Source organism: Kitasatospora sp. NPDC001309, from assembly GCF_042896295.1.
Classification (GTDB): domain Bacteria; phylum Actinomycetota; class Actinomycetes; order Streptomycetales; family Streptomycetaceae; genus Kitasatospora.
This window is the reverse complement of record NZ_JBIAXC010000012.1, coordinates 35,646-56,224: the sequence shown is the minus strand read 5'-3', so window position 1 is coordinate 56,224 and position 20,579 is coordinate 35,646. Positions and strand designations below refer to the sequence as shown.

The following is a 20,579-nucleotide window of genomic DNA, read 5'->3' as shown; positions in this document are numbered from 1 at the left end:
GCGTCAGCCGTCCGGCGGGACATGATCGTTCCCGTGAACACCACCGCATCCCACGGCCGCCGCGCCGCCGCCGCCCTCGCCGCCGCGCTCCTCGCCGGCCTCGCCCTGCCCGCCACCGCGAACGCCGACTCCGGCCGCAACCCGGGGGACGCCGACCGCGTCCCCGCCCGCTACGCCCGGCAGGCGCTCGACTGGCAGCCCTGCGCGGGCCAACCGGCCCTGGAGTGCGCCACCATGGCCGTCCCGCGCGACTGGCACCACCCCGGCGCAGGCGCCGACCTGAGCATCGCCGTCTCCCGGCACCGCGCCACCGACCAGGCCCACCGCAAGGGCGCGCTGATGGAGACGGCCGGCGGCCCGGGCGGGCAGGGCCTGCTGCGCCCGATGGACCTCGCCCAGGGCGCCCCCGCGGTGGCCGCCGCGTACGACATCGTCAGCTTCGACCAGCGCGGCGTCGGCCGCAGCACCCACGTCGCGTGCCAGACCCCGGAGGAGTTCCAGGAGTTCCTGGCCGGGGACTACCGCGACCGGTCCCCGGAGGCGGTCGACCGGGTCATCGCCAACTCCCGCAAGCTGGTGGAGGGTTGCGAGAAGAACAGCGGCGACCTGCTGCCCTACCTGACCACCGAGCAGACCGCCCGCGACATGGACCTGTACCGCTCGCTGCTGGGCGAGAAGAAGATCAGCTACTACGGCGCCTCCTACGCCACCATGATCGGCGCCTACTACGGGACGCTCTTCCCGCACCGGGTCGAGCGGATGGTACTGGACAGCAACATCGGCTTCGACGGCACCTGGGAGCAGTACGAACTGGGCCAGCCGATGAGCTTCCAGCGCCGCTTCGAGGAGGACTTCCTGCCCTGGATGGCCGCCCGGGATGCCACCTACCACTGGGGCTCGACCCCGGCGGAGGTCGGAGCCCACTGGGAGCAGCGGCGCGCCGCGCTGCACGACGCGCCGATCACCGACGGGTCGTTGACGCTCGGCCCCAACCAGCTGGACAACGGCACGATCAACGCGATCTACAGCGAGAAGGCCTTCCCCCTGCTGGCGAGCGGACTGACCGCGCTGGACGACTGGCAGCAGGCCGATCCGGCCGCCAAGGAGACCGCCCGCCGGCTGTTCGGCCAGTACCTCAGCCCGGAGTTCCTCGCCGAGTACTTCTCGGTGACGTGCGGCGACACCCCGTGGACGAAGGACCTGGACACCTGGATCGAGCGCGGCGCGGAGAACACCGCGCGCTACCCGCTGATCGGTGCCCGCACGCTCGCGTTCAGCTCGGTCTGCGCGCTCTGGCCGACCGCCCCGGCGCCCGAGGTCAAGGTCACCGGCGCCCACCTGCCGCCGGTGCTGATGCTCAACTCGCTGCACGACCCGGCGACGTACTACGAGGCGGCGCTCGGCGCGCACCGGGCGCTGCGCGGCTCCCGGCTGGTGACGGTCACCAGCAACGGCAACCACGGCCAGTACCCGGGCTCCGACCCGTGCGTCACGGACACCGTCGAGCGCTACCTGCTGGACGGCCGCGCGCCCGAGCACGACCTCACCTGCCCGGCACCGCAGGCCGGTTGAGCCCCGGGGCACCGCGGCCGACCGGCCCGGCCGGGCCGGTCAGGAGCGGGACTGTCAGGAGCGGGCCGGTCAGGAGCGGGACTTCGGCCGGAGCTTGCCGCGCAGGTGCTCGGCGGCCACGGCCAGGACGAGGAAGCCGCCCATCGACAGCTTGATCCCGGCCTTGGCGACGATCCAGCCGATGCCCGGGACGGTCCAGCCCAACCAGTGGAGCCCGGCCAGCATCGCCGCGCAGCCGCAGACGATCGCCAGCACGGTGGCACCGACGGCGGCGGCCCGCGAGAGTTCGCGCGGGCCGTCGTCGCCGTGCACGCCGGCCTCCGAAGTGGCCTCCACCGCAGTCCCGTTGGCGGTGTCGTCCGCCGCCGCTCCGGCCGTCCCGTTCGTACCCCGATCACCCATGCAGGTGATCATACGGCCTCACCGGTGGGAGTGGTGGGTGTCCCCGAGGTGCTCCCCGGTCTCGTCGTCGGGGAAGCTGACGGCCATGGTGACCCGGTACTCGAAGACGTCGTGCCGGTGCCCGGGCACCCGCGCCCAGGCGAGCGAGTGCACCTCGGCCTCCGGGGCCTGCCGGCACCAGGCGGCGGCCTCCTCCAGGGCGCGCGCGGCCGAACGCCCGGTGCACACCACGGCGGTGTAGGCGGCGACCGCGACGTCCCCGCCGGTGGTGCGGCCGCTGCGCGACACCGCCCGGACGGCGGCGGCGGCCTGGGTCAGGTCACGGGCCAGGTCGTCCACCACCCGAGGGGGTGCCGGCAGGACCACCGCCCCCTCGGCGACGGTCTCCGGCAGGTTCGCGCTCACGGCTTCGGCCTCCATCCACATGGTCACGCGGCACAGCATGCCGGACCGGGATTCCTGGCATGCCCACTTTCACCTGAACGTCATCCGTCCAGGGCCGAGTTGGGGACGCCCCCTGGCGCCCGACCGTCCGTCCTGCTAGGGAAGGCCGCCCACGGGGGCGGGCATCGGGCCAGGTCAGCGGGGTTCGCGACGGGCGCCGCCGGGGAGCCCGAAACGACGCCCACGCACCACCCCCGCGCTTCGAACCGCCCGTCCGACCACCGGGGCGCCCGGCCGACCGGCGTTGGCCCCACGGCCAACTCCCGTTACCGGCAGCGGAGATGAAGCGCGGAGCGGGCGCCGCGCGACGGCTCCGGGCCGACCGGCCCTCGGCCGGGACACCGCGTTCACCCGTCGTCGGGTTCGCGGCCGCCTCCCGTCCATCCTGGACCTGTCAGATCGTCGTGATACTAATCGTTGCGGCGGCGGGCGCCGCCGATTCGGCGGGCGGGCACGATGACGAAGGCTCAACCGTTCCGGGAGGGTCCGGACGGCGACGGGGAGGGGCAGCAGATGGCGGCGAGGATCGGCAGTGCCAAGGGCGGGCGGAAGGTACGGATCGGCAAGCGGGTCACCGGCACGGCGGCCGCGTTCGCCGCGCTGGCCGCACTGACCGGCTCTCAGGTGTCGGGCCTCGGGCTCGCCCCGGCCGCCGCCGCCGACACCGGGCAGTCGCAGGACGCCGCCGCACAGTCCGCGAGCGGCTCCACCACCCCCTTCGGCGGTCCGGCCGCCGGAGTCCCGGGCACCGCGGCCGACGGCGGCAGCGCCGTCCAGCTGCCGCAGCCGCCCGGCACCCAGCCCGGTCTGCCCGCGGCCGGCCCGTTCACCGCCAACGGGCCCTCGCTGCCCGCCACCGTCTTCGCCGCGTACCAGAAGGCCGAGGCCTCACTCGCGCAGCGTTCGCCGGGCTGCCACCTGCCCTGGCAGCTGCTGGCGGCGATCGGCCAGGTCGAGTCCGGCCAGGCGAACGGCGGCAAGGTGGACGCCGCCGGCACCACGCTCACCCCGATCCTCGGCCCGGTGCTGGACGGCAACGGCTTCGCCGCGATACCCGACACCGACGGTGGCCGCTACGACGGCGACTCCCGTTGGGACCGCGCGGTCGGCCCGATGCAGTTCATCCCCTCCACCTGGGCCTCCTGGGGCGTGGACACCACCGGCAAGGGCACGGCCGACCCGAACAACATCTTCGACGCGGCCGAGGCCGCCGGGCGCTACCTGTGCGCGGGCGGCCGGGACCTCTCCGACCCGGCCCAGCTGGACCGGGCGATCCTCAGCTACAACAACTCCACCGAGTACCTGCGCACCGTCCGCAACTGGATGGCGCACTTCGGCAGCGGCCAGGTGACCACGGTCGCGGACCGCCCGGGCGTCCCGACCCTGCCCGGCTCGACGCCCTCGCCCTTCCTCCGGCCGTCCGGCAGCACCGGCACCCCGGGCACCACCCCGACCGGCGGCACCGGCACCGGCCCGACGCCGGGCGGCCAGCCGACGGTGCCTCCGGTGACGCCGACTCCGACGCCGTCCGCGCAGCCCACCGGCACGCCGACGCCGAGCGGTTCGCCCTCGCCCTCCGCCAGCCCGACGGCCACCCCGAGCGGCACGCCGACGACGACTCCGAGCACCACGCCGACCGGCAGCGCCTCCCCGACGGCCACGCCGTCCGGCACCCCGACCGGCACGCCGACGTCCTGCCCGAGCCCGACCGCGACCGCGACGCCCACCGGAACGGCCACGCCGAGCGGTTCGCCCTCGCCCACCGCCGGCCCGACGTCCACCCCCACCGGCACCCCGTCGGCCGCCCCGACCACCGCCCCGAACTGCGCGACGCCCACCCCCAGCGGCAGCCCGAGCGCCACCGCGACCCCCAGCGCCCCCACCTCCGCCGCGTCGACCAGCACGCCGACCGGCACGCCGAGCGCCTCGCTCTCGCCCTCCCCCTCGGCGAGCGCGAAGAAGTAGCACCCGCGGACGCACCGCACCCAACCGCCGACGGCGGCAGAACGGCCCGACCGGCCGGACTGCCGCCGTCCGCACCTCCGGGACGCGAACGCCGCCGGGGCCGAGCTCCTACAGCTCCAGGTGCCGCGCCGCCCGGTGCACGCGCCAGCGGCCGAGCATCCCGTGCAGCTCGTCGATCATGAACTCGAAGAAGGCCGCGCTCTCCGCGAGCCGCTCCCCCGCGACCGTGCCCCTGCCGACGGTCACCTCCCCCTCCTTCAACACCCCGATCCAGCGCAGCAGCAGTTCGTCGCGCCGGGTCAGCGACTCGAACCAGACGTCGTTGAGCACCCGGTAGCGGTCGCGGCGGGAGCCCGGCTCGCGTTCCTTGGCGACCAGACCGACCTGGATCAGGTAGCGCATCCCGCCGGAAACGGCCGCCGGGCTGATCTGCAGCCGCTCGGAGAGCTCGGCGGAGGTCAGCACACCGCTCTCCTCGGCCATCAGGCAGGAGAAGATCCGGGCGGGCATCCGACCCATGCCGGCGACCACCAGCTCGGCCGCGAACCGCTCCACGAAGTCGGCCACGGCCTGGTACTCGTGCCACCTGCCCGGCACCGGCGCCGCCCCCTGCTCCACGCCCTGCTCCGCACTCCGCTCCGGTTCCCGTTCCACCGCTCTCCCCTTTCCCGGAGATCATCCGCCCACTGACCGAACTTTAACGCCTTCCCAATATTCACGTTTTTCTGAAACTACGGTAGCTTCGAAAGCATGACCAAGGCCATCATCCTGTCCGGCCTGCGCAAGACCTTCGGCCGGACCACCGCGCTGGACGGCCTCGACCTCACCGTCGAGACCGGCGAGGTCCACGGCTTCCTCGGCCCCAACGGCGCCGGGAAGTCCACCACCCTCCGCGTCCTGCTCGGCCTGCTGCGCGCCGACGGCGGCAGCGCCCGACTGCTCGGCAAGGACCCGTGGCGCGACGCCGTCGAGTTGCACCGCCGCCTCGCCTACGTCCCCGGGGACGTCGAGCTGTGGCCCAACCTCACCGGCGGCGAGGCGATCGACCTGCTCTGCCGACTGCGCGGCCGGCCCGACCCCCGCCGCCGGGACGAACTGGTCGAGCGCTTCGACCTCGACCCGACCAAGAAGGGCCGCAGCTACTCCAAGGGCAACCGGCAGAAGGTCGCCATCGTCGCCGCACTCGCCTCCGACGCCGAACTCCTGCTGCTGGACGAGCCGACCTCCGGCCTGGACCCGCTGATGGAGGTGGTCTTCCAGGACGTCGTCCGGCAGGCCAAGGACCAGGGCCGCACCGTCCTGCTCTCCAGCCACGTCCTGGACGAGGTGGAGAAGCTGGGCGACCGGGTCAGCATCATCCGCCGGGGCCGGGTGGTGCAGAGCGGCACCCTGTCCGAACTGCGCCACCTCACCCGCACCACCGTGGAGGCGGAGACCGACCGGCCCGTCACCGGACTGGACGCGCTGCCCGGGGTGCACGCCCTGCGCACCGAGGGGCGCCGGGTCCGCTTCGCCGTGGACGGCACCCGGCTCGACGCCGCGGTACGGATGCTGAGCGAGGCCGGACTGCGCACCCTCGTCAGCCACCCGCCCACCCTGGAGGAGCTCATGCTGCGCCACTACGGCGACGAGCTGGCCGCCAACGGGCACCGCCCCGACCCCGAGGCCGTCCGATGACCGCCACCACCGCCCCCACCGCCCGGGGCGCCGCCCCGGTCCGCCCCGGCGGGCCCGCCGCCCTGGCCGGCGCCGCCACCCTGCTGCGCTTCGCGCTGCGCCGCGACCGGGTGCGGCTGGGCGCCTGGGTGCTCGGCCTCGGGCTGCTCACCCTGGCCACCGCCGACAGCGTCCACTCCGTCTACCCGACCGCCGCCGACCGGGCCTCGATCGCGCACGCCTCGGCCAGTCCCGCCGTACTCGCCATGACCGGCCCGGCCCGTTACCTGGCCGACTACACCTGGGGGGCGATGCTCGGCCACCGGCTGCTGGGCCTGCTGGTCGTCCTCGCCGGTCTGCTGAACGTGCTGACCGTCATCCGGCACACCCGGGCCGAGGAGGAGGGCGGCCGCGCCGAGCTGGTCCGCTCGGCCGCCGTCGGCCGGCACGCCCAGCTCGCCGCCGCGCTGGCCGCCGCCGCGGTCGCCGACCTCGCCCTCGGCCTGCTGCTCGCCCTGGGCCTGCCCGCCCTCGGCATCCCCGGACTGGGCGCCGGCGGCGCGCTGCTCTACGGCGCCGCCACGGCCGTCGGCGGGCTGCTGTTCGGGGCCGTCGCCGCCGTCACCGCGCAGGTCTCCGCGCACGCCCGGACGGCCTCCGGGCTCGCCCTCGCCGTACTCGGCGCCGCCTACGCGCTGCGCGCCGCCGGGGACACCGGCCGGACCGGCCTCTCCTGGGCCTCCCCGATCGGCTGGCTCCAGCGCGGCTACCCCTTCGTCGAGGACCGCTGGTGGCCGCTGCTGCCCGCACTGGCGCTGGCCGCCGGCACGGCCGTGGCGGGGTTCGCGCTGAGCACCCGCCGCGACTTCGGCGCCGGGCTGCGCGCGGCCCGCCCCGGCCCGGCCACCGGCAGCGCCTTCCTGGGCACCCCGTTCGGCCTGGCGCTGCGGCTGCACCGCGGGCTGATCGGCGGCTTCGCGGCGGCCCTGCTGCTGCTCGGCGCGATGTACGGCTCGCTGCTCGGCGAGGCCGACTCGATGCTCCGGGACGTCGACCGGATCAAGGAGGCGCTGGCCCGGCTGGGCGGCCACTCCCTCGCCGACTCCTTCGCGGCGCTGACGATGCTGGTCGTCGCGGTGGTCGGCGGCGTCTACGCGGTGCTGGCGGCGCAGCGTGCGCGCGCCGAGGAGAGCGCCGGGCGGGTGGTGCCCGTGCTGGCCGCGGGGGTGTCGCGCTCCGGCTGGCTGGGCGGGCACCTGGCGGCGGCGCTGCTGGGCTCCGTCGTGGTGATGGTGGCGGCGGGCACGGGTTTCGGCCTGGCCGGGGCGCTGTCGACCGGCGACGGTGCCGTGTTCCTGCGGCTGCTGGGTGCGGCGCTGGTTTTCGTGCCCGCGCTGTGGGTGACGGTGGGCTTCGCGGCCGCCGTCCACGGTTGGCTGCCCCGGGCCACGGCGCTGGCCTGGGCCGTCCCGGCGTACGCGTTCGTGATCGGCTACCTGGGCCCGTTGCTGCAACTGCCCCGGGGGCTGGACGGGTTGTCCCCGTTCGGCCGGGTGCCCCGGCTCCCGGCGGCCCGGATGGACTGGGCGCCGCCGATCGTGCTGACCCTGGTCGCGGCCGCGCTGATCGCGCTGGCCCTGGCCGGGTTCCGGCGCCGCGACCTCGACTGAGGCGCCGGAGCCCGGGCCCGGGTCACAGGTGCTTGACCAGCTCCGGCATGAGGTCCTGGAAGGTGCGCCCGCTGGCGGGCTGGCCGATCGCGGCCATCTGCCAACCGCCCGGTGTGCGCTGCACCTTGGCCATGATCTGGGCGGTGTAGGGGCCGCCGCCGGTGAGGGTGTAGCGAGCCAGTTCGACGCCGGTGGTCTCGTCGACCAGGCGGCAGAAGGCGGCCTCGACCTCCTGGAAGGTCTGCCCGGTGAAGGAGTTCACGGTGAAGAGGATCTGGTCGACCTCGGCGGACACCTTGGTCAGGTCGACGGTGATCGACTCGTCGTCGGTCGCGTCGCCCGAGCCGCCGACCAGGTTGTCCCCGCTGTGCCGGACGGAGCCGTCGTTGCTGGTGAGGTGCTGGAAGAAGACCACGTCCAGCGGCTTGCCGTGGGCGAAGAGCACCGCCGAGGCGTCCAGGTCGATCTCCTGCCCGGCGGACAGCAGTTTGGCCAGGAAGCCCTTGCGCTGCACCGCCCGCCAGCCCAGGCCCATCCGGACCACGCTCAGCTGCCCACCGCCCGGCTTCTCCAGGCTGATCTTCTGCCCCTTGGCCAGCGAAACGGCCATCGTGCCCTCCTCGTTCCCGCCGCCGTCCGTGCCGTGAACCTATCGCACACAGAGAAACTATGATCATCGGATGGCGTCCGTCCAGGTCCCCTACCCAGGCGGCGGCGCTCCCACCCACCAGCCCCACCGGCCCCGCTCGCGGCGGTGCTCCGCGCACCGGCGGATCCACCCGTCCGACGACTGGCGTAGCCATGACAGGGGACCGGCCCGACGGGCGGCGCACCGTCTAGGGTCGCCTCGGAGCCGCTCCGACCCACGCTGGGGGACCACCATGCCCGAACAGCACGACGGAACACCGCTCGCGGCCACCGCCGCCACCACCGCCCGCCTCGGCCGCCGCCGGCTGCTCCGGGCCGGCCTCGGCGCGGGCGGCGCCCTCGCCGCCGGCCGCCTGCTGCCCGCCGGCCCGGCCCGGGCCGCCACCCCGTTCGCCCCGGCCCCGCCGACCGCTCCCGCCGCCCCGACCCTGACCGCCCGAGCCGCCCGAGCCGTCCGCCCGGCCGCGCCGGGATCCACCGCGGCGCAGCCCTGGCCCGACTGGACCCGCTACGCCCGGATCGCCGACGGCACCTTCAACGAGCCCGCCGACATGCAGGGTTACGTCGACGCCCTCAAGGCGCAGAACGTCAGCGTCATCGAACTCGACACCCTGCTCTCCAACTGGCTCACCGACGCCGAGTTCGCCGCCCACATGGCCGACGTGAAGACCTTCACCGGCCTGGCCCACGCGGCCGGCCTCAAGGTCGTCATGTACTACCCGTCCCTCGAACTGATCTCCCCCGGCGGTGAGAAGGGCCGCTCCTTCTACAAGGACGACCACGGCAAGGACTGGGTCCAGCGCGACCTCGCGGGCAAGCCCAACGTGTTCTACGGCAGCGTGGTGGTCTGGGTCGACCCGGGCGACGAGAGCGTCTGGCTCAGCCCCCACTCGCCCTGGCGGGACTACTACCTCCGGCGGATCAAGGGGGTGGCCGCCACCGGCGTGGACGGCATCTGGCCGGACGTGCCGATCTACTTCGACGGCGTGCTCACCTGGTGCGACGCCTCCAGCTGGGGCGCGGCCGCCTTCAAGGCCGACACCGGGCTCGCCCTGCCCCGGGCCGCCGACTTCACCGACCCGGTGTTCCGCCGCTACGTCGAGTGGCGCCACCGCAGCCTGCTCGGCTTCCAGTTGGACATCGCCGCCGCCGGGCGCTCGGTCAACCCCGACCTGGTCACCTTCGTCGAGACGGTCTCGATGGACTACCGCTACGCCACCTCCATCGGCCTGGACGGCGGCTACCTGCGCACCGCCGAGGGCGCCGTCTCCCAGGTCTGGGAGGTGGACATCCTCGGCAACTACGACGGGATGCGGCACGCCACCGCCACCGACTGGACCTGCCTGATCTCGATGTACAAGTACGCCCGCGCGGCCAGCGGCGCCAAGCCCGCCTGGGCGTTCTCCTACGGCTGGCAGGCCGACGACGCCTCGCTGGTGATGTCCCAGCTGATCGCGGCCGGCTGCAACCCGTACGAGGTGAGGACGCCGTTCAAGAACGACACCGTGGACGCGGCCATGCGCGCCCGGATGTACGCCTTCGTCCGGGCCAACCAGGCGAAGCTCTACGACCCGGTCTCCGCGGCCCGGGTCGGGGTCTACCACTCCGCGCCGTCCCGGGACTACGTCGCGCCCGGCGAGGGCAACGGGATGTACGCCAACGCCAAGGCCCCGGCCGGGATCGCCGACTGGTGGGGCGGCGACGACCCGCAGATGAGCTGTGCCGCGCTGCCCTGGCTCGGCGAGTTCCGCGGCACGGTCAAGGCGCTGGTGTACGCCCAGGTGCCGTTCGACACCGTGCCCAGCCCCGGCCTCGTCGCCGCCGACCTGGCCCGCTTCCAGGTCCTGCTGCTGCCCAACCTCCAGGCCGTCTCGGACGCCGAGGCGACCGTGCTGCGCGGCTTCGTCGCGGCCGGCGGGACGGTCGTGATCACCGGCCCGGCCCCCACCGCGCTGGACGAACTGGGCGGCCGGCGGGCCGAGTTCGCGCTCTCCGACGTCCTCGGGCTGCGCCGGGCAGACCCGTTGCCCGCGAGCCGGCGGAACTCCTACGGCAGCGGCAGCTGCTGGTACCTCAAGGCCCTGCCCGGGCTGAGCTACCTGTCGAACACCGACCAGGCCTCGGCCGACCAACTGCTGGCGGCGGTACGGCAGTCGGCGCCGCCCGCCGTCACCCTCACCGGGGACCGGCGGATCTTCCTGGACGCCCGGCGGCTCGGCGGCGACACCGTCGTCCACCTGGTGAACTTCACCAACTTCGGCGACGCCCCGGCCGACTTCCGCACCACGCCCGTCAACTGCACCCTCTCCTACGCGCTCCCGGCCGGAGCGGTCGTCACCGCCGTGACCGTCGCCAGCCCGGACGGCACCGACCCGGCGCCCCGGCCCGTCCCGTACACGGTGACCACCGGGACGGTCGGCGTGCCGCTGACCGTCGTCCAGTACTCGGTGGTGACGATCAGCGCGTCGGCGGCCTGACCGGGGGGCGACCGGGCGGGTCAGGCGTCGCCGTCCAGCAGGTGCTGGCGCACCTCCTGGAAGGTCCAGGCCCCGCCGGCCGGCCGGGAGAACACCCAGACCAGGTCGAACCGGTCCGGCCAGGTGCCCGGCGCCCCGCTGCCGGCCGCTCCGAGCGCCTCGACGATCCGCGGGATCCGGGAGTGCTCCCAGCAGATCAGCACCGGCTGCGTTCCGGCGAGGGCGGCGGCGGCCAGCTGGGACTCCTGGGACTCGGCGTAGGTGGTGTCCACGGTCAGTCCGAGCCCGCCGGCCAGCGGGGTGACGGTCTGCCGCATCCGGTGGGCTCCGGCCAGCGGGCCCTGGTCGGTGGCGGCGTAGATCCGGGCGGGGGTGCGCAGGCCGGTCGCGGGCGGGGTGGTGAACAGGGTGGGCAGTGCCTTGGCCCGGTCCCAGCCGCGCTGGGTGAGGGACTTGCCGTCGTGCTTGCCGTTCTCGTCCAGGCCGGGCTGGTTGCCGTCGGGCTTCTCGCCGTGCCGGATGATCATCACGAAGGCGGCGCCGCCCGGGTCACTGGCCCTGGCCACCGGGCCGTTCTTGTCGGCCTTGTCCTTCTTGCCGGAGGAGCAGCCGGCGAGCACCAGCGGGGCGGCGGCCGCGAGGCCGGTGAGGAGCAGCCGGCGGGTGGGGCGGGCGGTCGTGGGCCGGGCGCTCACGCGGCACCCCGCTCCAGGCGCACCAGCGCGTCGATCGCGACGCCCGTCGCGACGCCGGTCGCTCCGCCCGTCGCACCGCCCCGGTGGCCGGGTTCGGTGTCGACCTCGCGCCGGACGCGCTCGGCCCGCACGGTGTGCAGGCCGTAGGGGGCGAGGTCGGCGAGGACGTCCTGCGGGGTGAACAGCACGGCCGGGTCCTGCGGGCCGCCGACGCCTTCGGTGAGGTTGCTCAGGTCGTGTCCGATCACCAGCAGGGTGCCGCCGGGGGCGAGTGCTTCGGCGGCGCGGTGCAGTGCGGCGCGGCGGTCGGCGGCGGGCAGGTGGAGGTAGGCGACCAGGACGAGGTCGTAGCCGACGGTGGGGGCCTCGTGGGTGCGGGCGTCGCCGTGGCGCCAGGTGAGGCGGTCGGCGACCTCGTCGGGCAGTTCGGCGGTGAGCCGTTCGGCGCGTTCGAGGGCGACGGCGGAGAAGTCGAGGCCGGTGACCTCCCAGCCCCGGGCGGCGAGCCAGATGGCGTTGCGGCCCTCGCCGGTGGCCAGGTCGAGGGCGTGGCCGGGGGCGCGGCCGGTGAGTTCGCGCACCACCCACCGGTTGGGCGCGGCGCCCCAGACCAGTTCACTCGCGGCGTAGCGGTCGTCCCAGCCCTGACTGTCCATGCGCTCCTCCGTTCGGCAGTCCTGTTCCGTCCCGGTCAACCTACCGGTCGGCCGCTGTTCGCCGCCCGGGTCGGTCCAGCGGGTGGACACCCTTGACGGCGAATATTGGTCCAGTCCAATCTGTTCAGTCGAGCACCCGTCAAGCACGTGTCACCCCGCCCGGTCGCCCCCACCGCGTCCGGGCCGGCTCCCCACGGCCCGTCCGGGCCACGCACCGCCGGAACCCCCACACATCCGGAGGACACCCCGCATGCACGACCGCGTCCTGCCCGCACGGCCCGACCTGCCCGCCGAGGGTCGAGCCGCCCGTCGGGCCGCCCGGCACAGACGGGCCACCGCACTCGCCCTGGCCGCCACGCTGACCACCAGCGGCGCCGCCCTCGCCCTCACCCTCGGCTCCGCCGCCGCCTCGCCGGTCAACCTGCTGGCCAACGGCGGCTTCGAGACCGGCACCCTGTCCGGCTGGAGCTGCTCCAACGGCTCGGTGGTCACCACCCCGGTGCACGGCGGGAGTTACGCGCTCAGCGGCGCCGCCTCCGGCTCCGACACCGCGCAGTGCCAGCAGACCGTCACCGTCCAGCCGAACACCAGCTACACCCTGGCCGGCTTCGTCCAGGGCAGCTACGTGTACCTGGGCGCCACCGGCACCGGCGTCAACGCCTCCAGCTGGACGCCCGGCGGGACGGGCTGGAACCAGCTGAGCAGCACCTTCACCACCGGCGCCACCACGACCTCCGTCACGGTCTTCACCCACGGCTGGTACGGCACCGGCACGTACTACGCGGACGACCTCACCCTGACCGGTCCGGGCGGGCCGACCTCCACCACCAGCCCGACGGCGTCCACCAGCCCGACGGCCACGGGCAGCCCCACGGCGTCCACCAGCCCGACGGCTTCGGGCAGCCCCACGGCCACCGGCTCGCCCAGCGGAAGTCCGACCGCGACGGGCTCCCCGAGCGGGAGCCCCACCGGCAGCCCCACCGGGAGTCCGACCGGGAGTCCGACCGCGACCGCCACCGCGAGCGGCCCGGCCGGGGACGGCAAGGTCACCACCCCGACCGGCGTCACGGTCAGCAAGGTCACCTCCGGCGCCGTGGTGCTCGGCTGGCAGCCGTCCACCCTGAACGGCGACGACGGCCCGGTGGCCTACAAGGTGTGGTCCAACGGCCAGTTGGTCGCCACCTCGATGGGCACCTCGGTCGCCGTCAGCTCGCTGCGGCCCGGCCAGGCCTACACGTTCAGCGTCCAGGGCTACTCGGGGAGCCACGCCTCCGCCCAGTCCGCCCCGGTGAGCACCACGACCGCCGCGGCGCCCGCCCAACAGCCGGTCCGCGCGGCCTACTTCGACCAGTGGGGCATCTACGAGAACGCCTACTACCCGAAGAACGTCGACACCAGCGGCGCCGCGAACAAGCTGGACGTCGTTTACTACGCCTTCGCCAACATCGACCCCTCGAAGTTCACCTGCTTCCAGGCGGTGAAGGCCTCCGACTCGGCCAACGACTCCGACCCCAACGCCGGTGACGGCGCGGGCGACGCCTACGCCGACTACCAGGACGGCTACACCTCCGCCACCAGCGTGGACGGCAGCACCGACGGCTGGGACCAGCCGCTCAAGGGCAACTTCAACCAGCTGCGCCAGCTCAAGGCCAAGTACCCGAACCTGCGCTTCACCATCTCGATCGGCGGCTGGACGTACTCCAAGTACTTCTCGGACGCGGCCGCCACCGACGCCTCCCGGAAGGCCTTCGTCTCCTCCTGCGTCGACATGTTCCTCAAGGGGAACCTGCCGACCGGGGTCGCCGGTGACGCCTCCGGCGGCGCGGCCTCGGCGGCCGGCATCTTCGACGGCATCGACATCGACTGGGAGTACCCGGGCTCGGCCGGCGGCCACACGGGCAACCACTACTCCCCCGCCGACAAGCAGAACTACACCCTGCTGCTCAAGGAGTTCCGCACCCAGCTGGACGCCCTCGGCGCCGCCCAGGGCAAGCGCTACCTGCTGAGCGCCGCGCTGCCCAGCGGCCAGGACAAGATCGCCCAGCTGGAGACCGACAAGATCGGCGCCTACCTGGACTACGCCGACGTGATGTCCTACGACATGCACGGCTCCTGGGACGCCAAGGGTCCGACCAACCACCAGGACCCGCTGCACGACAGCCCGGCGGACCCGACCACACCGATCACCCCCGGCACCCGCAAGTACAACGTGGACACCACCCTCACCGCGTACACCGCCGGCCTGCCCGAGTACGGCATCCCCGGCGGCTTCCCGGCGAACAAGATCGTGCTCGGCATCCCGTTCTACTGGCGCGGCTGGACCGGCGTCCCGGCCGGCGCGAACTACGGCCTGTACCAGAGCGCGACCGGCCCGACGGCCGCCAAGCCGCTCAGCCAGGAGGCCGGTCTGGCCGCCTGGAAGGAGCTCAACCCGACCGCCGCGCAGACCCATTGGGACCCGGTGACGGAGAGCAGCTGGGTCTACGACGGCACCAACTTCTGGACGGGTGACACCCCGCAGGCCGTCCAGGCCCGCGGCGCCTACGCCAAGGGCAAGGGCCTGGGCGGCCTGTTCGCCTTCTCGCTGGAGAACGACGACGCCTCCGGCACCATGCTCAACTCGATGGACAACAGCCTGCGCTGACGTCGAGCCGGTCGAACGACCGGCGCCGGTGGCCCCGTTCGGGACCACCGGCGCCGGCATCGGTCTCGGCCCCGGTTCAACTCTTGAGGTTGAGCGAGGGGAAGAGGTCCGTGAAGGGCTGGGTGGTGACCGAGACGCTCCGGGCGAACGGATCGTCGAAGTCCCAGATCATGAACAGCAGGAAGGCGATCAGCACGCTGAAACAGGCCGCCAGGATCAACTCCCTTGGGGTGCGCTGGATCTGCAGCGCGAACAGCATGCCGATGGTCACCACCGCCCCGCCGATCAGCCCGAACCACACCACGCCCGGCATGGTCGGCCCGGCGTTCTGGCCGCGCTGGTTGCGGGAGTCGGAGGCCTGGCTGATCCGGTCGGTGATCGGCTGGTAGGCCTGGGCCTCCAGCTCCGAGGCCGGCGCCCGGGAGACCACCTCGTTCTGGATCTTGTCCAGCAACTCGGTTCCCTTGTCGGTGATCTCACCGTTCTTGCCCATGTAGTCCCACTCGACGGTCACCACGTAGGTGACGTACGCGTCGACGTCGGCCCGGACCTGGTCGCGGAACTCGACCGGGTAGACCACCGCCCGGTCGCTGACCTCCCGCAGCGACTGGGCCTCACGGAACAGGTCGTCCTGGGCGGCGCCGCGCGCCTCCCAGACACCCGCGATGGCGAGGCCGAGGACGATCGCGTAGACCACTCCGATCATCATCGTGATGTACTCGATGACGTCCGGCGTCTCGTCGGTGTTCTCGACGACGCCGGTGCCGCGGCGCCGCAGCACCACCACCGCCAACACAACGGCACAGGCCGCCGCCAAGGCGATGATCAGCGCCACCCACTCGGACATGGGAACTCCCTTCTCTGGCTTGGCTCGTGACGTGAAAGGCGAAGCCCCGGGCCCGCTCGACAGGACTCGACAGGAGGAGCCGGGGGAAGGTCGGGACGGGAGGCCGTCAGGACCCGGAACCACCGCGGCCGCGGCCACGCCCCGGGCGCAGCGAGGCCGCCGCGAGCACCGCGGGGACGGTGATCAGCAGCATCGTGGTGGTGGTCGAGGCGCCGTGGTGCGGCGGCGCGACGGGCCCCGGTTTGGCGGCCCGCACCACCTTGAAGGAGGGATGCGCCGACGGCGTGGGCCGGGCCGGGCTCGGACGGGCCGGGCTCGGCAGCACGGGGCTGGGCGCCACCACGGCGGGGACCGTCGGGTCGGGCACCGCCGGAACCGGCACCACCGGTGGCGGTGGCGGAGCGGGGGCGGCGGGCGCCGGGGCCGCGGGCACGGCGGGCACCGCCGGGGGCGGTGGCGCCGGTGCGGGGGCGGGCGGCGGCGGAGACGCCGGGGCCGGGGCCGGGGGCGACGCCGGCGGGCTGGGGGCCGGGGGCGACGGGACCGCGGTCGGGGACGGCGTGGGGGTGGCGCTCGGGGTGGGCGTCGGCGTCGGGGTGTGGGTAGGGGTGGGGGTCGGCGTCGATGTGTGCGTAGGTGTCGGCGTCGGGGTCGGGGTGGGCGTCGGGGTGGGGCTCGGGCAGGGGTGCGGATGGTGGTGGTGATGGTGGTGCCCCCCGTGGCCCCAGTGCCACCAGCCGTCCCCGTGCTCCCCCTGCCCGTCGTCACCGGACCATTCGCCGCCGCCCCCGTGGCCGCCGGACCCGTGGCCGTCGGTCGGTCGCCCCGGCGCCGGCCGGAGCCCGGCCGTGCCGGAGGGCGAGGGCACCGCGGGCACCGTGCCGGCCGTCAGCGGCCGGTGGCAGTGGTGGTGGTCGTGCGGCGGCCGGGGCCCGTGGTGGCGGCCGACGTCGGGGGCGACGGTGACGCCGACCTCGACGTCCACGTCCACTCCGACGTCCACGCTGCCGCCCGGGCCCACCGTGGTGGACACGTCCGTCCCGGTGCACACGCAGGTGTCGACGGCCGCGCCGTTCGCGTGCCCGCCGGGGCGTTCGGCCCCCGAGGCGCTGGCCCCGCCGACCAGTGCGCACATCGCCACCACGCCGACCGCAGCGCCGATCAGCCGCGCCCGCCGACCGGGGACCGCGCCCCCGCCGCCGTGCCGCGGTATCCGTCGGTACTGCCGGCGCTGCGGCATGGGCTCCACACACCTCTCGGGTCGTCCGGGCAGGACGGAAGGGATTTGGCTGATCAGCCGACAGGAACGGACGGCAGTGGTCGGATCCGGATCAGAGCCGATCGGGTACGACCATGCGCATTCAGACGTGATCAGGCGGACGGCCCGCCTCCGGGGCGGGCCGTCCGCCATCAGGTGAAACGATCTTCGCGCCGACCGGTTACGGCCCGCGCCCGCCGTTCCGCGCGCTCAGTGGCGGCGGTGCGCGATCTCGACGTTCTCCAGCACGCCGACCGCGTCCGGCACCAGGATCGCGCAGGAGTAGTAGGCGCTGACCAGGTAGGAGATGATCGCCTTCTCGTCGATCCCCATGAAGCGGACCGAGAGCGAGGGCTGGTACTCGTCCGGCAGCCCGGTCTGGTGCAGGCCGATGACGCCCTGGTTGTCCTCACCGGTACGGATCACCAGGATCGAGCTGGTGTTCTCCTTGGTGATCGGGATCTTGCTGCACGGCAGGATCGGAACCCCGCGCCAGGCCGGCACCTGCTGCCCGCCGAGGTCGACGTGGTGCGGGTAGATGCCCCGGGCGTTGAACTCACGGCCGATCGCGGCGATGGCCTTGGGGTGGGCCAGCAGGTAGTCCGGGTCGCGGCGGCGGTTGAGCAGCTCGTCCAGGTCGTCCGGGGTGGGCGGGCCGGAGTGGGTCTGGATCCGCTGGTCGAAGTCGGCGTTGTTGAGCAGGCCGAACTCCGGGTTGTTGATCATCTCGTGCTCCTGCCGCTCGCGCAGGGCCTCGATGGTCAGCCGGAGCTGGTGCTCGGTCTGGTTCATCGGCTGGTTGTACAGGTCCGCGACGCGGGTGTGGATCTTGAGGATGGTCTGGGCGACGCTCAGCTCGTACTCGCGCGGCTTGAGCTCGTAGTCCACGAAGGCGCCGGGGAGTTCGTACTCGCCGCGGTGGCCGGCCGACATGGCGATCTCGGCCTCGCCGCGCTCGTTCTGGGCCTGCAGCGGCAGGGACAGGAACGTCGTCAGGTGCTCCTGGAGGCTCGGCGCGTTGTCCCGGATGCGGGCGAAGTCGTCCCGGCTCAGGGTGAGGGCGACCCCGGAGGTGGTGGTCTTCGCCGTGTACTCCCAGACCGCGTCCGGGTTCAGCAGCGAGTCGTCGCCAAAGCGGTCGCCGTCGGCGGCCACGCCGACCACGGTCTCGTCACCGTACTTGCCGGTGCCGATCTTGTTGATCTTGCCGTGCGCGATCAGGAAGATCCGGTCGGCCGCCTCGCCCTGGGTGGTGAGCACCTCGCCGGGGCCGAAGTCGCGCTGCTGGCAGCGGTCGGCGAGGGCGGTCAGCACCTCCTCGTCCTCGTAGCCGCGCAGCAGGGCGAGTTCGCCCAGCTCGGCCGGGATCACGCGGACCTGGGATCCGGTCTTGATGAACTCCACCACGCCGTTGCCGACGGTGTAGGTGAGCCGTCGGTTGACCCGGTACGCACCACCGTGGGCCTCGACCCACGGGAGCACCTTGAGCAGCCAGCGGGAGGTGATCTCCTGCATCTGCGGGGCGGACTTGGTCGTGGTGGCAAGGTTGCGGGCAGCGGCCGTCGCGAGGCTCTGCTGCCGGTCCTGCTGTGTCTCCGGGCTCGTCGTGTCCACGGACATCGGCAGGGGTCTCCATTCGTGTGGTCGGATCACGCAGCCGGGGCCGGTACCGCTCCGGTTCCGGGGCATGCTCCGCGACGGATCATCAGATCCGCGAGCTGGTGGGGAAGTTGGCGAGTATCGAGAGGACGACCGCCATCGCCCGGCGGCCCATCCGGAACCCTAGATCACCAGAACCCGACGGAGCCCGTACGGCGGCCCACTACCCCCCGATAGGGTGAATCTCCGGTGATCCGCCCCCACGGGCCGCTATCGTCACCGGAACACCCGTTCGCGGGCGCTCACCCCGTACCCCGGGCGCCCCGCCGACCCGCCCCCACCCCGCGCGCCCTCCTGCCGCGCAACCCCCCTGCCGTCAACCCGGCACACCGCTCAGGCGACCTCCAGGCCCTGCCGCACCCGGTCGAGGCGGCCTGCGGCCAGGTCCTCCTCGGTGATCCAGAACGAGACGTTGACGAGTTCGCCCCACCGCGCGTCCACCGCCGAGCCCTCGACCTGGAGCAGCGGCCGGTGCCCGTCGGGGCGGGTGGTGTTGTCGCTGTCGCACCACCCCAGGAGCCGGACGTCGGCGCCGCCGAGGTGCTCGCGGCAGGCGTCCGAGACGCCCATGGCCACCAGGTAGTCACCCGCGAGCAGCGCCCGCAGCTCGTCCTCCAGGTAGGAGGGCGCCGACAGGGCCCAGCGCGCCCGGACCGACCGAGCGGGCAGCGGCTCCAGGCCGTCCGGGTCCGGCGGGGCCGGACGTTCCGGGCTCCCGGCCGGGACGTGCAGCACCTGGCAGCTCTCCCCGTCGAGGTCGGCGGGCATCGGGTCGTGGAAGAACAGCAGCAGGCCCTCGACCGGCAACGGCCAGCGACCGCCGCCACCGGCCCGGAAGGCCTCCGCCAGCCGGGCGCAGTCGAGTCGGGCGAGCAGTTCCATCGGGTGGCCGTCGCCCTCGGGCCAGTCGACGCCGGGCGGCAGCGCCGCCGATCCGCCGGTCCGCCCGACGGACGTCCAGCCGGGCTCCTCCTCGGCGACGTCCGTGCGCAGTTCCAGCGAGGGGCGCAGCAGCCCGCCGACCCGGGAGGTGTGCTCGGGGCCCACCTGCTCCCGCAGGGCGGCGTACAGCCCGTAGGGCAGGGGCAGGGGCAGGTCGTCGTCCGGTCCGGGGCGGTACGGCATCCATGCGTAGTCGGGCATGGCCCGAATCCTGTCACCCGGCTCCGACACCGAGCCCGGCACCGACTCCACCTCCGGCACCGGCACCGACGCATGCGGAAGGCCCGTCAGGTGCCGGTACGGGGGTGGCCGGCACCTGACGGGTGTACGGGGGGTGCGGCCGCGAGGGCCGCGCCGGGGGGAGGGGGTGGATCAGCAGGCGACCTGGGTACCGGGGATGCCCAGGATGCCGGAGTTGTTGGCCAGACCGCCCTGGTACTCGTAGTACAGGTACGAGTAGAAGTCGATCCGGACGCCCTGGCCGCAGGCCGAGTCCGGGGCCACGGCGTAGGTGACCGTGAAGGTGCTGCTGGCGCCGGGGGCGAGCGGGACGTCGTAGCGGGCGATGCCGCCGTGCACGTTGTCGCTGCACCCGTTGGTCTGGGTGCCGCAGGCCGTGGCGGTGTACTTGAGCCCCTTCACCAGACTGGTGTCGTACGTCTCCTGGACGCTCTGGTAGACGAACTGGATCGGGGTGTCGTACGGGTTGGTGAGCGTCAGGGTCAGTGTGAACTCACCTCCCCGGCCGGTCGTCTGGTGGTCGGAGACGGCCGTCAGGGGCAGCGGGCTGTCGGCGGCCCGGGCGGGTGCCGCCAGCAGCAGTCCGGCGGCGAGGGCCGGGCCCACGGCGAGCGCGGCACGGCTCAGATGTGTTCTGCGCATGTCCAAGGAGCGTAGGGGGCGGCGCCGTCGGGGCCGCCCTCCTCGGCCCGAACCCGTACTCGCGTACGAGCGGCGGGCGGACGCCGGGGACCGACCGTCCGCGTTCCGGCCCGGCGGAACCGCCGGTGCCCTATCCTTCGCCGCGCACCCGGACGGCCTGCT

The 20,579-nt window shown here is 73.9% G+C and carries 17 protein-coding genes; 6 read left to right on the top strand and 11 right to left on the bottom strand.

Annotated features, from left to right (window positions below):
* The first annotated feature begins 33 nt into the window (after positions 1-33).
* Positions 34-1,572: an alpha/beta hydrolase gene (locus tag ACFY2K_RS14940; RefSeq protein ID WP_387711645.1), complete on the top strand. Its 1,539-nt coding sequence runs from the start codon at positions 34-36 to the stop codon at positions 1,570-1,572.
* Between the two features lie 69 nt (positions 1,573-1,641).
* Here the strand turns inward: ACFY2K_RS14940 and ACFY2K_RS14935 are convergent, their stop codons facing one another.
* Entirely contained in the window at positions 1,642-1,974 is a 333-nt protein-coding gene (locus tag ACFY2K_RS14935) for a hypothetical protein (protein WP_387711643.1), read from the bottom strand.
* Positions 1,975-1,992: 18 nt separating this feature from the next.
* Positions 1,993-2,406: a hypothetical protein gene (locus ACFY2K_RS14930; protein WP_375886815.1), complete on the bottom strand. Its 414-nt coding sequence runs from the start codon at positions 2,404-2,406 to the stop codon at positions 1,993-1,995.
* Between the two features lie 525 nt (positions 2,407-2,931).
* Between ACFY2K_RS14930 and ACFY2K_RS14925 the strand changes: the two genes are divergently transcribed.
* Positions 2,932-4,383 (top strand): hypothetical protein, encoded by a 1,452-nt coding sequence (locus tag ACFY2K_RS14925; RefSeq protein ID WP_387711641.1) that lies wholly within the window; start codon positions 2,932-2,934, stop codon positions 4,381-4,383.
* Positions 4,384-4,491: 108 nt separating this feature from the next.
* On the opposite strand, the gene ACFY2K_RS14920 is transcribed toward ACFY2K_RS14925, so the two are convergent.
* Positions 4,492-5,037, bottom strand: coding sequence for a GbsR/MarR family transcriptional regulator (locus tag ACFY2K_RS14920; protein WP_375886811.1), 546 nt, complete (start codon positions 5,035-5,037; stop codon positions 4,492-4,494).
* 96 nt (positions 5,038-5,133) lie between these two features.
* On the opposite strand from ACFY2K_RS14920, the gene ACFY2K_RS14915 reads away from it, so the two are divergent.
* Complete coding sequence (locus ACFY2K_RS14915) at positions 5,134-6,060, top strand: ABC transporter ATP-binding protein (protein ID WP_380591080.1); 927 nt, start codon at positions 5,134-5,136, stop codon at positions 6,058-6,060.
* Positions 6,057-7,709 carry an ABC transporter permease gene (locus ACFY2K_RS14910; RefSeq protein ID WP_380591083.1) on the top strand — a complete coding sequence of 551 codons (1,653 nt, stop codon included), beginning with the start codon at positions 6,057-6,059 and terminating at the stop codon, positions 7,707-7,709. The genes ACFY2K_RS14915 and ACFY2K_RS14910 overlap by 4 nt, the downstream gene beginning before the upstream one ends.
* A gap of 22 nt (positions 7,710-7,731) precedes the next feature.
* Here the strand turns inward: ACFY2K_RS14910 and ACFY2K_RS14905 are convergent, their stop codons facing one another.
* Entirely contained in the window at positions 7,732-8,319 is a 588-nt protein-coding gene (locus ACFY2K_RS14905; protein ID WP_375886802.1) for a TerD family protein, read from the bottom strand.
* A gap of 271 nt (positions 8,320-8,590) precedes the next feature.
* Between ACFY2K_RS14905 and ACFY2K_RS14900 the strand changes: the two genes are divergently transcribed.
* Positions 8,591-10,834, top strand: a complete 2,244-nt coding sequence (locus ACFY2K_RS14900) for a hypothetical protein (protein ID WP_387711639.1) — start codon at positions 8,591-8,593, stop codon at positions 10,832-10,834.
* Positions 10,835-10,854: 20 nt separating this feature from the next.
* On the opposite strand, the gene ACFY2K_RS14895 is transcribed toward ACFY2K_RS14900, so the two are convergent.
* Together ACFY2K_RS14895 and ACFY2K_RS14890 are read right to left on the bottom strand one after the other, a co-directional pair.
* On the bottom strand, positions 10,855-11,529 hold the full coding sequence (locus ACFY2K_RS14895; RefSeq protein ID WP_380527870.1) for a hypothetical protein: 675 nt from the start codon (positions 11,527-11,529) through the stop codon (positions 10,855-10,857).
* Entirely contained in the window at positions 11,526-12,185 is a 660-nt protein-coding gene (locus tag ACFY2K_RS14890) for a methyltransferase domain-containing protein (protein WP_380527873.1), read from the bottom strand. Before ACFY2K_RS14890 ends, ACFY2K_RS14895 begins: the two co-directional genes overlap by 4 nt.
* Positions 12,186-12,435: 250 nt before the next feature.
* On the opposite strand from ACFY2K_RS14890, the gene ACFY2K_RS14885 reads away from it, so the two are divergent.
* Positions 12,436-14,829 carry a glycosyl hydrolase family 18 protein gene (locus tag ACFY2K_RS14885; RefSeq protein WP_387711636.1) on the top strand — a complete coding sequence of 798 codons (2,394 nt, stop codon included), beginning with the start codon at positions 12,436-12,438 and terminating at the stop codon, positions 14,827-14,829.
* Positions 14,830-14,905: 76 nt separating this feature from the next.
* Here the strand turns inward: ACFY2K_RS14885 and ACFY2K_RS14880 are convergent, their stop codons facing one another.
* From ACFY2K_RS14880 to ACFY2K_RS14860, 5 genes are all read right to left on the bottom strand, one after another.
* A complete protein-coding gene (locus ACFY2K_RS14880; RefSeq protein ID WP_380527879.1) occupies positions 14,906-15,676 on the bottom strand; it encodes a hypothetical protein in 771 nt (256 codons plus the stop codon).
* 106 nt (positions 15,677-15,782) lie between these two features.
* Positions 15,783-16,916 (bottom strand): hypothetical protein, encoded by a 1,134-nt coding sequence (locus tag ACFY2K_RS14875; RefSeq protein WP_387711633.1) that lies wholly within the window; start codon positions 16,914-16,916, stop codon positions 15,783-15,785.
* A gap of 228 nt (positions 16,917-17,144) precedes the next feature.
* Positions 17,145-18,554: a family 2B encapsulin nanocompartment shell protein gene (locus ACFY2K_RS14870; RefSeq protein ID WP_375886785.1), complete on the bottom strand. Its 1,410-nt coding sequence runs from the start codon at positions 18,552-18,554 to the stop codon at positions 17,145-17,147.
* A gap of 372 nt (positions 18,555-18,926) precedes the next feature.
* Positions 18,927-19,736: a DUF1963 domain-containing protein gene (locus ACFY2K_RS14865; RefSeq protein WP_387711631.1), complete on the bottom strand. Its 810-nt coding sequence runs from the start codon at positions 19,734-19,736 to the stop codon at positions 18,927-18,929.
* Positions 19,737-19,907: 171 nt separating this feature from the next.
* On the bottom strand, positions 19,908-20,417 hold the full coding sequence (locus ACFY2K_RS14860) for a hypothetical protein (protein ID WP_375886782.1): 510 nt from the start codon (positions 20,415-20,417) through the stop codon (positions 19,908-19,910).
* Positions 20,418-20,579: the final 162 nt, after the last annotated feature.